The organism is Corynebacterium nasorum (genome assembly GCF_030229765.1).
In the GTDB taxonomy this organism is placed as follows: domain Bacteria; phylum Actinomycetota; class Actinomycetes; order Mycobacteriales; family Mycobacteriaceae; genus Corynebacterium; species Corynebacterium kefirresidentii.
This window is the reverse complement of sequence record NZ_JASPGY010000009.1, coordinates 26,489-38,817: the sequence shown is the minus strand read 5'-3', so window position 1 is coordinate 38,817 and position 12,329 is coordinate 26,489. Positions and strand designations below refer to the sequence as shown.

Sequence of the window (12,329 nt, the reverse complement as noted above, 5' to 3'; positions counted from 1 at the left end):
ACCACTCACCCTCTACAATGACACCCATGAACGAACAGGTGCGGCAGGACTTGGAACGCTACGGCTCATGGGAGCGGATGACCAGTGGGGAGTGGTTCTTGCCGAGCATGCCGGAGGCGAAGGAAGAGCACCAGCGCACTTTCCGCTTGCTTAAGCAGCTCAACGAACTACAGAATACGGACCAAGAGCGTGCCAAAGGCATCCTGCGCGAGATACTGCCGGAAGAATCAGCGGTGCCGGGCCTGCACGTGCCGTTCAACTTGGAGTACGGCTGCAACCTAGTATGCGGCGAGCGCGTCTTCATTAACTTCGGCGCTACGATCTTGGCTCAGGCCCAGGTAACGCTCGGCAATGGTGTCATGGTGGGTCCCAATTGCTCCCTGATTACGGTGGGGCATCCGGTAAACGATCATGAGATGCGCGCCGGCGGCTGGGAGATAGCCAAGCCCATCACCATTGGTGATAATACGTGGCTCGGTGCTCATGTCACCGTGCTGCCGGGCATCACGATTGGAAAGAACTGCGTCTTAGGCGCGGGCACGCTTATTACCACCGATATCCCGGATAATTCGCTGGTCCTGGGATCACCCGGCCGCGTGGTGCGCAAACTGGAAGACAATGAGGAAGCCTGGGAGCGCCAGGATCTCAAAGGCCCTGTCGAGGGTTTTGGAGCCGCCAACTAAATGTTTGATCTCGCTCGCATCGGCGCGGGACTTCCCGTAGCCGAGACCATCGATTCGCTACCTAGCACCGGAAACGTCGTCATCCAGGCCCCGCCCGGCACGGGTAAGACCACACTCGTGCCTCCGGCGCTGGCCAATCATGCGGCAGGACGTGGCAAGGTCATCGTCACCGCCCCGCGACGTGTGGCCGTGCGCGCGGCCGCGCAGCGCTTGAGCACACTTAACGGCACGCCGGACAAGGTCGGCTTCGCCATCCGGGGCGAGTCCAGCAAGGGCAGCGAGGTCGAGTTCGTCACGCCGGGCGTGCTGCTGCGCCGCCTGCTGAAGGATCCGGAACTCGAGGGCGTGGCCGCCGTTGCCATCGATGAGGTCCACGAGCGTCAGCTCGATACGGATTTGGTGCTAGGCATGTGCCTGGAGCTAGCCGAATTGCGTGAGGATTTTCGCGTCATCGCCATGTCTGCAACCGTGGATGCGCAGCGTTTTTCCCAGCTTATGGATGCGCCCGTCCACGTGACCGAGGCAGTCACCCATCCGCTCGACATCCAGTACGCCCCCATGCCGGGCAGGGCGGCGGGAACGAGGGAGTTTTACGGGGACGTCGCCAAGCAAGCAGCCCGCCAGCAGGAATCAACGCTGGTCTTTGTGCCCGGTGTGCGCGAGGTCAACCTCGTGTGCGATGCCTTAGCAGGCCATAATGTCTTCCCCCTGCATGGCAAGCAAACCACCGCGGAGCAAGACGCCGCGCTATATACCGAGGAACAGCGCATCGTCGTGGCTACCTCTATCGCGGAGTCCTCGCTGACCGTGCCGGGTGTGCGCGTAGTGGTAGATGCCGGGCTTTCCCGCGTTCCCCGACGCGATGCCCAACGCGGCATGTCCGGGTTGGTGACGGTTTCTACCTCAAAGTCGAGTGCCGATCAGCGCGCTGGTCGTGCCGGCCGTGAGGCACCAGGCACCGTGATTCGCTGCTATTCGCAGGACGATTACCAGCACTTTTCCCCACACACCACCCCGGAGATCCTCTCCGCGGACCTCACCCAGGCCGCGCTGTTTCTGGACTGCTGGGGCGCGGGCCCGGATTTCCCGCTGCTCGATCCGCCGCCGGCCCAGGCCCTCGCCTCCGCGCAGGCAACGCTCAAGCGCATTGGCGCGACGCAAGAACTCGCCCTCCTGCCCACCGATCCGCGCCTCGGCGCCTCCTTGCTCCGCCACGGCAGCCAAGCCGCGCCCATTATCGCCTCGCTTGCCGACGCCCCCTTAACCCCCGATCTCACCCGTCACCGCCCACCGCAGAGGGAGGTCAAGCGGCTTGCCCGTCTCGTAGAGGATCTCGGCCCGGCTGATCCCGGAGAGGTCGTAGCCACCGCCTTTCCCGAGCAGGTGGCCAAGTGCATGGGCGAGGATTATCTGCTGGCCAGCGGCACCCGCGCGCGCCTGCTCGATAACTCGGGCTTGGCCGGAGCGCCGTGGCTCGCCATCGCGGAGGTATCCCTATCCAATGCGGGCAATGCCATCATTCGCTTGGCCGCCCGCATCGAGGAATCGGCAGCCCTGGCGGCCATCGGCGTCACCGAGGAAACCCGCGCTTTCTTGCGCGATGGCCGCGTGCGCGGTGTGAAGGTCAAGGCCGCGGGCGCCATCACCCTTTCTGAGACCCCGGTTAAAGTCACGGGCCCCGCAGCCGAGGAGGCGCTTGCCGCCGGCATCCGTGAAGAAGGCCTAGGACTTTTTACCTTCAGCGAGAAGGCCCAAAGGTTAAAAGACCGCCTGCGCCACCTGCACTCCCACTTTGGCGATCCGTGGCCCGATGTCGATTCCGCGGATCCCGCCGAGTGGCTCGGGCCCGAATTACATCGCATCGCCGAGGGCACTCCCGCCGCCAAGCTAGACATGTACCCCGCGCTGCAACGCCTCCTTCCCTGGCCGGAAGCCACCCACCTGGACGAGCTCGCCCCTGAGCGCCTTCCGGTGCCCTCCGGCCGCGATGCCATAATCGACTGGTCCGGCGATCGCCCCGTGGTTCATATCAAGTTGCAAGAATGCTTCGGCCTAGCCGAATCCCCCGAATACTGCGGCCACCGCGTGCAATTCCACCTGCTCTCCCCCGCCGGCCGGCCGCTCGCGGTGACCGATGATCTCGCCAGCTTCTGGTCCGGACCTTATGCCGGCGTGCGCGCCGATATGCGCGGCCGCTACCCCAAGCACCCCTGGCCGGAGGACCCGTGGAATGCGATTGCTACCGCGCGCACCAAGAATCGGATGTAATTAACCCCATTGCTGCCAGCCCAGGTAGCAGCTCATGACCACCACCAGGGTAAGCAACGCGTAGCGGATGAATTTGGCACCGCCGCCAAGTACGGTACGAGCACCGAGAAGTGCGCCGGCGATATTGGCTACGCCGAGCACGATGCCGAGCGTCCACCACACGTGCCCGCCAATAATGAACACGATGAGCGCGCCGAAATTGGTAGCGGTATTGACCACCTTGGCCATGGCCGCAGAGGTCAAGAAGTTCTGCGCAAAAATAGAGGTAAAGGCCATGATCAAAAACATTCCGGTACCCGGACCGAAGATGCCATCATAAAAAGAAATGATGCCGGAGAGTAACAGGACCACGACGGTCCGCCAACCGCCACGGGTACCGGCCGAATCGCTACTGCCAAAATCTGGCTTGAAGGCAACGAAGATACCCACAGCCACCATGAGCACGATGATGATGGGCCGCATAACGTCTTTATCGAGGCTCGAGGCCACGCTGGCCCCCAACCCGGAGCAGACCAGTGCGATGAGGATGAACCGCGCCATTTCTGCCTTGTCCAGCTTCACCTTGCGCGCAAGGGTCACAGCAGCGGATCCGGTGCCAGTCACCGCAGCAAGCTTGCTAGTGCCCAAAGCGGCGGCCGGAGCAAGGCCCGGCAGGACCGCCAGCAGCATCGGGATCAGGATCAATCCGCCACCGCCGATGACCGCATCGACCCACCCCGCGGCCGCGGTACCAAAGAAGAGAATTACCCACTGCACCACATCGATTTCCATGCCCCCGATCATAAATCTTGAATGATGTAAGGTGATAACCCGCCTACCGGCCTCCCCATAGTGGAGTAAAAGAAGGCATTATACTTTTGTCGCAGCAGAACGAGGAGGCTCGCATGGCCGCACAGCAGGAAGGCGCCGGGCTAAGTGCCCACACCGTGGCACGGTGGTCCATTGTCGTTCCGGCATCGGTCGTATTGGGCTGGCTGTTTAGCATGTGGCACGTACCTGCGGCCTGGATCTTGGCAGCGATCCTCTCCTCCGGCGCCATGGCGCTTTGTACTGGGGAAGATCTGCGCGTGAATCGGAGTTTTTATAGCATGTCGCGTGGTTTTATCGGCATGATGGCTGCCATCCCGCTGACCGTTGTGCCGGTGAGCCAATTGCTTGGCTTCCTGCCTGCCGCCCTGACGATCTCCTTTGTCACACTGATGGTAGGCGTTATCGGTGGCCACCTCTTACACCGCGCACAGCCGCACGATGTCTCCTCCGAAACCGGCATTTTATCCATGCTGCCGGGCGGTGCGTCCCTCATGCCCGCGCTTGCCGACGAACTCGGGGCCGACTTCCGCTACGTCGCCCTCACCCAATACCTGCGCCTGTTAGTAGTCTCGGTATCGCTACCGGCCGTGGTCGCCTTATTGGACACGCCTGCCGGCGAAGGAGCGGATCTTTCGGTCGACGGCGAAACTACCTGGTGGATAGTTGCCCTAGTGATTGCCATTGCCTGCATAGGAGAAAAGGTAGGCAAGTTCCTCCATCTCCCCGCCGCCGCGGTACTCGGCCCCTTGCTGCTGACGGTTCTAGCCTCTTTCGTGTTGCCGGAGGGCCACACGCTCGAGCCGCTCTATGCTTTTAAGGTGATGGCCTTTTTGTCCATTGGTTGGGTCTGCGGCGGGGGGCTTTCGCTGCCGGCGCTCAAGGCCTTTGCCAAGCAATTGCCCGCCACGGTTCTTTTCATCGTGGTCATTATCGGCATCTGCGCCGCCACCGCTTGGCCGCTGACCAAGTGGCTGCACATCACCTACTTTGAGGCCTACCTGGCCACCAGCCCCGGCGCGCTAGAGACGGTGCTCGCACTCTCGGCCGAGGGCGGGGCTGGCCCCGCGGTCATCGCAGTCCAGCTCACCCGCCTCATCGCGGTACTGGTCGTAGCGGGCTACTTGCCACAGCTGCTACGCCTGGCCCAGCGACTGCTGCGCCGCTAGTTATCCAGAACGGCCTCGCGCAGCACGGACATCGGCACGGAACCAAGGGCGAGGGCCTCGGAGTGGAACTCGCGCGCACTCATCCCCTGCTTCTCGGCCGCGGCGCGGGTCTCCTGCCACAAGCGCTGGCCCAAAGCATAGGACGGCGCCTGGCCCGGCCAACCGAGGTAGCGGTTGACCTCAAAATTGAGGTTTGCATCATCCATAGCGGTGTTCTCACGCATGAAGGTCTTCACGTGCGCCTTGTCCCACATGCCGGACGTCGAGCAATCCGGCAACTGCTTGCCCAAGTGCAATCCGATGTCCACGACCACGCGGGCAGCTCGCAGGCGCTGCGCATCCAGCAGGCCCATGCGGAATCCCGGATCATCCATATAGCCCAGCTCGGCCATGAGCTGCTCGGCGTAGAGCGCCCAACCCTCGCCGTGGCCGGAATTCCACGTCACCGCGCGGCGCCACAGGTTGAGATCCTCCTGTACCAGCGCGGAACCTAGCTGCAGGTGGTGGCCTGGCACGCCCTCGTGGTGAACGGTGGTCAGCTCTTGCCAGGTGTGGAAGGTGTCTTGGCCTTCTGGCACGGACCACCACATGCGGCCCGGGCGGGAGAAGTCATCGCTCGGCGGGGTATAGAAGATGCCGCCGGTACCGGCCGGATCGATGCAGCACTCGATCTCTTCTACTTCTTCCGGAATATCAAATTCTTTGCCGTTGAGCTCTGTAATGACGCCATCGGCGGTAGATTGCATCCACTCCACCAAGGCATCGGTGCCGCGCAGGGTATAGCGCTCCTCGTGGTTGAGCTTGCGCATCGCCGCGCGTACCGAGCAATCGGAACCGTAGAGCTCGTGAGCTATCTTTTCCTGCTCCGCGCGCAGGGTGCGCACCTGATCAAGGCCCCATTCATAGGCCTCATCGAGGTTGACGGCATCGCCCACAAAAAGCTTGGAAAAACGCTCGTAGCGCTCGCGGCCCACTGCGTCCTTGTTAGGCGCCTGGGGCTGCAGGTCATTGGAGAGCCAATCGGAGAACTCGCCAAAGGCTTCCTTGGCCTGCTCCACCTCAGCGGAGTCGGCGTCGAGGCCGAGGGACTCGAGCATCGAGTCGGCGTCGGCAAGCCGCTCGCACTGCACAATGACCTCTGAAATCTGGCGGTGTGGTGCCACCATGCCGTGGGAGGCCGCTTCCTCCAAGGAGCTGCGGTGTCCGGCCAAGGAGGTCTTCACCTTGGACAGGCGGGAGCGAATAGCATCGCGGTCCTCGTCCGTATCCTGCGGCATGAGCAGCAGGGTATCGCGAATGGTCTGCACCGGTGAGGCGATATTATTTAGGCAGCGCACATCCTCGCTGTGGTGGTGCAGATCTAGATCGAGGCAAAGTCGATCGCGTAGGACGGCCGCGGTGACGTAGTCCACCTCATCAAAGTCATCCTCATCATCGGACTCATCGGTGGTGTCATCCAGGGCATCCAAGTCCGCCACCATCTCGCGGGTGCGGTCTGCGATGGCGGTGAAGTATTCGGGGGAGAAATCCTGCAATTCGCCCTCGTAGCCGTCAATGCCCCACGCGGTGGCATCGGTGGGGGAAAGCTCGGCTAGGTCGTGAACGAAGTTATCGCACGAAGCGTCCAGTAGAGAGGGCTGGCGCTTAGCGGTCTGCTCAGAACTCATAACGAGGAAGTCTATCCCTAAGTATCAGCTATAGGCCACCCGGGGAGGATGAAGTTGTGAACTTGTTAACTAATCGTTGTCCCACTTTGTGCCGGGATAGCTCCAGTGGCTGAATTCATCCAGGATGTCCTGCGGTTTCTCTTTCATTACCAGCGCGTCTACAAAGCGCGGCAGGATGAAACCGGATTCGGCCATGGCGGCGTACATGGCGTAGAAGGGGCGCCAAAAGTCCGCGGTATTAACTAGGCCTACTGGGCCGCGGATGTGGCCCAGCTGCTGCAAGGTGAGTACCTCAGTAAGTTCTTCAAGGGTGCCAACGCCGCCGGGGAGGCAAATATAGGCATCGGCAAGCTGCTCCATGCGGGTCTTGCGCTCAGCCATGGAGCCCACGACCTCTAGGGTGGTCAGGCCGGGGTGGGAAATCTCTAGATCCACCAGTGACTGCGGCATCACGCCGGTGACGGTGCCGCCGGCGGCTAAGCAGGCTTGCGCCACCTCGCGCATCAAGCCGATATTGCCGCCGCCATACACCAGGTTCAGGCCGCGTCGGGCCAGTTCGGTGCCCAATTCCTGTGCCGCCTGAGTATAGGCCGGGGAGTTTCCTGTTGCTGAACCACAATAAACCGCTACTGACTGCATGCTCTCCAGCATAGATATCTGCGCTCCCACCACCACCTTTAGACTATTCGGTACATGAAACTTTTATCAGGTTAGACAAAGCAGTCTGGGATGCTTATACTCCTTTTTATGATCAAATCTGGCCCAGTGTTCACGCGGCCCCGCACGCCGGCCGCAAAGTGCCTCCATTTGGTGCGCCTGAACCCGATCATCACCCGGAGCGAGTTGGTGGAAGCCACCGGACTTTCCCAGCCCACCATCACGCGCGCTACTACTTCCCTACTCAACGCGGGCCTCATCCAGGAACGCACCGACCTCACCCAGTCCCGTGGGCGCGGCCGGCCAACTGTACCGCTTGAGGCGGCCGATAATGACTGGGCGCTCGGCGGCATCTCCGTGGGCACTAAGCAGACCTACATCGGCCTCTATGACATCAAGGGCCGCACCTTAAGCGAAGAAGAGTTGGCCACGCCGGTAGCAAACCTCAGCGAGGATGACTTCCTCGAGCACATCATGGCCGGCATCAATCGCATGATGACCAACCTGAACCACCGCTTGGTCTCCCTCGGCGTGACCACCTCCGGCACCGTGGATGACAACGGCTTGGTCACCGCAGAAAACCTCAACTGGCACGGCGTGGACATCGCCGAACGCCTGCGCTTCCAGTTCGGCGTACCCGTAGTAGTCTCCTCCGCGATCCCAGCTATTTTGGGGTCCGAAACCCAGGCGGCCGAGATTGGCACCAGCGAGCGCGTTCTGGTGCTCTTCGCGGATGATTCCATCGGCTCGGCACTCTCCGTCGAGGACGAGGTCAGCCCCATTATTCCCGTGCCGCAAACGCACTCTGAACTCCTTGGCCACGGCGCCTCCGAGCACCTACTGGCCACCCGGCACATCCTCGAGGCAATACGGCAGGAGGGGGTGAAGGCTGCCTCGCTTACCGAGGCCGCCCAAATCGCCGAATCCAATCCCACCGTCCGCACCATTCTGGACGAGCGCGCCCGCCAATTGGGCACCATCACCGCGGAACTGGTCAAAGCCCACTCCCCGGCCACCGTGGTCATCGCCGGCGGCGCGTTTACCGACGACCCGAAGGCCCCCAAGCAATTCGCCGCCACCGTCCGCGCCTCCGCAGGCGATGAGTTGCAGCTGCGCATGATCCCCAGCCATAAGGAGATTGTCCGCGCGGTAGCCCGCACCGTGGCCGCCGACCAGCTCCTGCGCCAACCGCTGGAGCTAGGCCGCTCACTCCAGTGTGCTTAGCACCTCACGTACCGAGTCGATGCCGCGAAAGAGGTGGGCATTGAGCCCGCAGTAGCTAGCGCCCTCCACGTAGTCGATGCGGTCATCAAAAAAATAGGTATCTTTCGGCTGCGCGGACAGCGCATCCACGGCTACGCGATAGGCCTCTGGGTGCGGCTTTGCCAGCCCAATATCGCAGCTGAAGGTCACCGCCGCACAGTCCTCCAGCCAGGTATGCTTCTCGCGCACCTGCCCCGCCAGCGTGGTGGGAATATTGGACAAAATGCCTACACTATAGCCTTCCCCGATAAGCCCCTTGACCAAAGCGACCATCCCCTGGTCGGCCTCCAGCAAACCGCGGTTTTCACACGCTACCGCCTCCGCGACGGGTATCTCCCCCAACCCTGCGCGGGCCGCTACCTCATTCCAAAAGTGGCTATCACTAAAGATGCCGGCATCATAGTCCGGGCGATAAAACCCGTAGGCCTCCCACATCGCCTCGGCATCGGATGGCGCGAGGAGGCGCTCCAAGGCTGCATGACTTTCTGGGGTAGCCGGGCGCATGAGCACGCCATACATATCAAAAAGGAGTTTGGGCATAACGAGAGCCAGTTTATGCGCGTTTCGGCGCCTGGGTCAGCACGGCTACGATTCCCACACCGGCGCCGGCCACAAAAACGGGCAGCATCGCGGAGACCTGTTCCATAGACAAGGCGAAAATGCCGCCGATCGCACCGATGAGCAGCATGCCACCAAGGCTATACAGCGAGCGAGTAACCAAGCCGCGCTTTCCCGCGGCACCGTACACCAGCAGCGCGAGCCCGGCGAATGGACCGAGCATGAGCGCCGCAGTGGTCAGGAATACCCCCAAGGCCACGTGGGTGGACATAATCGCCGCTCCCACGATGAGAAAAAGCGCCAGGATCAAAAGCGTCATGGCACAGAAAGCCTTGCGTTGTGTTGACATAGAAGCAATCCTCCCACGGCACTGCAGTGCCGTGGGAGGATTGCTCTAAATCTTGATGGGTTTGTTATTCACCCAGGCGCGCTTAGGCAGTGCCACCTTCGGTGCGACCAGCCAAGCGCTCATCGATGCGTAGCAGGCCAGAGCCGTCATTTCCTACCAGCTTGATCTGATCCAGAATCTCAGAAACGGTAGCTTCTTCTTCCACCTGCTCGCTCAGGAACCAGTCAACGAGCTGGCGGGATTCCAGGTCCTGTGCGTCCAGCGCCGCGCGAGCGATGGTGCGGATTTCCTCGGAGACCTTCTGCTCGTGCTCCAGGGAAGCCTGGAAAGCATCCTGCGGGTTAGCGGCCTTCACCGAACCAACCGGAATGTCATTGAGCTCTACGCGATAACCGCGGGAGAGCAAATGGTCCGCAATCTTTTCGGCATGCACGCGCTCTTCAGCGGCCTGGCCCATGAACCAATCGCGCATGCCCGGGAAGGAGAGGTTGTCCATCTCGAAGGCCAACTGGGTATAGACCATGGAAGCGCCGTACTCGCTAATGACCTGGTTGTTCAGGAGGGTTTGCAGTTTCTCGTCCATTGTAAAAACCTTTCTGTGCAGGGAAATCAATAAGTGCTAAACACCACACTACCGAAGATTCCCCTGCGATCCAGCAAGGCCTACTTAAGTAAACTTGCACGTCATTACGCTTTTTTAGATTGGATAACCTAAGTTAGCCAAGACAAAGCTTGCCACCACACGCAGGCAAAGTTCCCCTAAGAACGCGAGGTCATCGCGGATCCTTTGCATTTACACCAACGCGAACTCAAGGTCAGTTCGGCGCCTACTACTTAAGCCCCCGCACCCCAGTCCACAAATGTGATGTTAGTCACCTAGGCGGCCGCTAAGGCGATTAAGGCGCTGCGCACTAGCTCCCTCCAGGCCGCGAAACTCTACCTCGATGCCCCGCTCGGCGTATTTCTTCTGCACCGCATCCAGCGTCGCCACCGTAGAGGCATCCCATACCTCGGCCTCCGTCATATCTACCACCACGCGCTGGGTGTCCAGCGTGTAGTCAAAGGCATAGACCAAGTCATTGGAGGAGGCGAAGAACAGCTGGCCACGCACCGTATACTCGGCATCGCCTACTTGTTTTACCTCCACCAGATGCGCCACGCGGCGAGCAAAGCCAATGGATGCGGTCACCACGCCGAGCACCACACCGACCGCCAAGTTATGCGTAGCCAGCGTGCCTACGACCGTCACCAGCATCACCAGCGTTTCTGATAGCGGCATGAGCTTAAGCGTGCGCGGGTGAACCGAGTGCCAATCCACCGTAGTTGCGGCCACGATGATCATCACCGCCACCAGGGCAGCCATCGGAATGCGGCCGACGGTCTCGCCCAGAAGAAGGCAAAGGATGAGGAGGAAGGCGCCCGCGAGGAACGTCGACAAGCGCGTGCGCGCCTGGGATGCCTTCACGCCGATCATGGTCTGGCCAATCATGGCGCACACGCCCATACCGCCAATGGCCGCGGCGAGGATATTACCCACGCCCTGGCCAAAGGACTCGCGCGTTTTATCGGAGTGGGTATCCGTAATATCATCCACCAGCTTCGCCGTCAGCAACGACTCCATGAGCCCCACCAACGCCATGCCAAAGGCATAGGGCGCAATAAGCCGCACGGTATCCAGGTTCCACGGAATACCCGGCACGAAAAGCCCCGGCAGCGAGGTAGGCAGCTCGCCTTGGTCCGCCACATCGGGGACCTTCCACCCGGCCGCGACCGCAATAATGCTGACCACCACAATGGTAACGAGCGGGGCGGGAATCACCGTGGTCAGCCGCGGTAGTCCCAGCATGATGGCTAGGCCAATGGCCACTAGCACATAGACCATCCACGGCACATCGGTAAGGTGCGGCAGCTGCGTGGTAAACATCATGATTCCCAGGGCATTCACAAACCCCGTCATCACCGAGCGCGGAATAAAACGCATAAGCTTGGCGACGCCCACCGCGGCCAGCACCACCTGCATGATTCCCGCCAAGAGCACCGCGGCGACCACGTAGTCATGCCCATGTTCATGCGCGAGCGGAGAGACAACGAGCGCCACCGCGCCGGCCGCTGCGGAAATCATCGCCGGCCGGCCACCGGTAAAGGCAATGGACATTGCCATGACGACGGAAGAAAACAATCCCACCCGCGGGTCCAAGCCCGCAAGGATGGAAAAGCTTAAGACCTCCGGGATCAAAGCAAGCGCCACCGCGAGTCCGCCAAAGACTTCCTTGCGCAGACGAGCGGGCGAAGAAAATGCATAACGGAAACTGGCGATGACGCCGGTTGGGGCAGGCTGTTCTTTAATCACGCCTGCACATCCTAGTGGACTTTAGGAGCCTTCCTTAAAGGAGCCATCTGCAGTAATAACTGGCAGCACAGACCAGGCGAAGTTGATCCACTGATCGGTCTTCTTCCACGAGAAGTCCGGTTCAAAAATGGTCTTCGGCTTGGTATAAATGACGGCCGAGCGCACCTCGTCTGCGGTTTCCTTAAGCAGATTAACCACCAGATCCAGGGTCTTGCCGGAGTCTGCGACGTCATCTACGACCAGTACCTTCTTGCCCTTTAGCGAATCCGTGTCCAGCTGCGGGGACAAGATGATCGGCTCTTCCAAGGTCTGTCCGATATCGGTGTAGAACTCCACATTGATAGCGCCCATGGCCTTCACACCGATGGCATAACCGATAGCACCAGCTGGAATGAGGCCGCCGCGGGCGACGCCCACGATGAGGTCAGGGAACCAACCAGATTCCACAATCTGTTCCGACAGGTTACGGCTCGCCTCGCCGAAGACCTCCCAGGTGAGGTTTTCCCGGTCCGGGTGGATCCAATTTTCAGTCACGATTGTGTGGCTCCTTTTGCGTCA

Annotated in this window: 12 protein-coding genes; 4 read left to right on the top strand and 8 right to left on the bottom strand. The window is 61.0% G+C overall.

The window, feature by feature from the left end:
- Positions 1 to 17: 17 nt before the first annotated feature.
- Positions 18 to 683 carry a sugar O-acetyltransferase gene (locus tag QP904_RS09960; protein WP_200288415.1) on the top strand — a complete coding sequence of 222 codons (666 nt, stop codon included), beginning with the start codon at positions 18 to 20 and terminating at the stop codon, positions 681 to 683.
- Positions 684 to 2,951, top strand: a complete 2,268-nt coding sequence (locus QP904_RS09955) for an ATP-dependent RNA helicase (RefSeq protein ID WP_284835998.1) — start codon at positions 684 to 686, stop codon at positions 2,949 to 2,951.
- On the opposite strand, the gene QP904_RS09950 is transcribed toward QP904_RS09955, so the two are convergent.
- Entirely contained in the window at positions 2,952 to 3,722 is a 771-nt protein-coding gene (locus tag QP904_RS09950) for a TSUP family transporter (protein WP_200288417.1), read from the bottom strand.
- 113 nt (positions 3,723 to 3,835) lie between these two features.
- Between QP904_RS09950 and QP904_RS09945 the strand changes: the two genes are divergently transcribed.
- On the top strand, positions 3,836 to 4,927 hold the full coding sequence (locus tag QP904_RS09945; protein ID WP_200288418.1) for an AbrB family protein: 1,092 nt from the start codon (positions 3,836 to 3,838) through the stop codon (positions 4,925 to 4,927).
- On the opposite strand, the gene QP904_RS09940 is transcribed toward QP904_RS09945, so the two are convergent.
- Both QP904_RS09940 and QP904_RS09935 read right to left on the bottom strand, forming a co-directional pair.
- A complete protein-coding gene (locus QP904_RS09940) occupies positions 4,924 to 6,594 on the bottom strand; it encodes a DUF885 domain-containing protein (RefSeq protein ID WP_284835997.1) in 1,671 nt (556 codons plus the stop codon). The genes QP904_RS09945 and QP904_RS09940 overlap by 4 nt on opposite strands.
- A 69-nt stretch (positions 6,595 to 6,663) precedes the next feature.
- Positions 6,664 to 7,233, bottom strand: a complete 570-nt coding sequence (locus tag QP904_RS09935) for an LOG family protein (protein WP_034656137.1) — start codon at positions 7,231 to 7,233, stop codon at positions 6,664 to 6,666.
- A gap of 108 nt (positions 7,234 to 7,341) precedes the next feature.
- On the opposite strand from QP904_RS09935, the gene QP904_RS09930 reads away from it, so the two are divergent.
- Positions 7,342 to 8,475: an ROK family transcriptional regulator gene (locus QP904_RS09930; protein WP_200288420.1), complete on the top strand. Its 1,134-nt coding sequence runs from the start codon at positions 7,342 to 7,344 to the stop codon at positions 8,473 to 8,475.
- Here the strand turns inward: QP904_RS09930 and QP904_RS09925 are convergent.
- The 5 genes from QP904_RS09925 to QP904_RS09905 all read right to left on the bottom strand — a co-directional run bounded on the left by QP904_RS09925 (position 8,458) and on the right by QP904_RS09905 (position 12,305).
- Positions 8,458 to 9,054 (bottom strand): HAD-IA family hydrolase, encoded by a 597-nt coding sequence (locus QP904_RS09925; protein WP_200288421.1) that lies wholly within the window; start codon positions 9,052 to 9,054, stop codon positions 8,458 to 8,460. The genes QP904_RS09930 and QP904_RS09925 overlap by 18 nt on opposite strands.
- Positions 9,055 to 9,067: 13 nt before the next feature.
- A complete protein-coding gene (locus QP904_RS09920) occupies positions 9,068 to 9,421 on the bottom strand; it encodes a hypothetical protein (protein ID WP_200288422.1) in 354 nt (117 codons plus the stop codon).
- Positions 9,422 to 9,503: 82 nt separating this feature from the next.
- Positions 9,504 to 10,004 carry a ferritin gene (locus QP904_RS09915; RefSeq protein ID WP_284835996.1) on the bottom strand — a complete coding sequence of 167 codons (501 nt, stop codon included), beginning with the start codon at positions 10,002 to 10,004 and terminating at the stop codon, positions 9,504 to 9,506.
- A 285-nt stretch (positions 10,005 to 10,289) separates the two neighbouring features.
- Positions 10,290 to 11,771 carry a SulP family inorganic anion transporter gene (locus tag QP904_RS09910; RefSeq protein ID WP_284835995.1) on the bottom strand — a complete coding sequence of 494 codons (1,482 nt, stop codon included), beginning with the start codon at positions 11,769 to 11,771 and terminating at the stop codon, positions 10,290 to 10,292.
- A gap of 21 nt (positions 11,772 to 11,792) precedes the next feature.
- On the bottom strand, positions 11,793 to 12,305 hold the full coding sequence (locus QP904_RS09905) for a phosphoribosyltransferase (RefSeq protein ID WP_005326355.1): 513 nt from the start codon (positions 12,303 to 12,305) through the stop codon (positions 11,793 to 11,795).
- Positions 12,306 to 12,329 lie beyond the last annotated feature (24 nt).

What these genes read in the sequence shown, in the direction of transcription:
- QP904_RS09960 (WP_200288415.1), top strand. Translation starts at nt 18, where the DNA reads ATGACACCCATGAACGAACAGGTGCGGCAGGACTTGGAACGCTACGGC.
- QP904_RS09955 (WP_284835998.1), top strand. Translation starts at nt 684, where the DNA reads ATGTTTGATCTCGCTCGCATCGGCGCGGGACTTCCCGTAGCCGAGACC.
- QP904_RS09950 (WP_200288417.1), bottom strand. Translation starts at nt 3,722, where the DNA reads ATGGAAATCGATGTGGTGCAGTGGGTAATTCTCTTCTTTGGTACCGCG.
- QP904_RS09945 (WP_200288418.1), top strand. Translation starts at nt 3,836, where the DNA reads ATGGCCGCACAGCAGGAAGGCGCCGGGCTAAGTGCCCACACCGTGGCA.
- QP904_RS09940 (WP_284835997.1), bottom strand. Translation starts at nt 6,594, where the DNA reads ATGAGTTCTGAGCAGACCGCTAAGCGCCAGCCCTCTCTACTGGACGCT.
- QP904_RS09935 (WP_034656137.1), bottom strand. Translation starts at nt 7,233, where the DNA reads ATGCAGTCAGTAGCGGTTTATTGTGGTTCAGCAACAGGAAACTCCCCG.
- QP904_RS09930 (WP_200288420.1), top strand. Translation starts at nt 7,342, where the DNA reads ATGATCAAATCTGGCCCAGTGTTCACGCGGCCCCGCACGCCGGCCGCA.
- QP904_RS09925 (WP_200288421.1), bottom strand. Translation starts at nt 9,054, where the DNA reads ATGCCCAAACTCCTTTTTGATATGTATGGCGTGCTCATGCGCCCGGCT.
- QP904_RS09920 (WP_200288422.1), bottom strand. Translation starts at nt 9,421, where the DNA reads ATGTCAACACAACGCAAGGCTTTCTGTGCCATGACGCTTTTGATCCTG.
- QP904_RS09915 (WP_284835996.1), bottom strand. Translation starts at nt 10,004, where the DNA reads ATGGACGAGAAACTGCAAACCCTCCTGAACAACCAGGTCATTAGCGAG.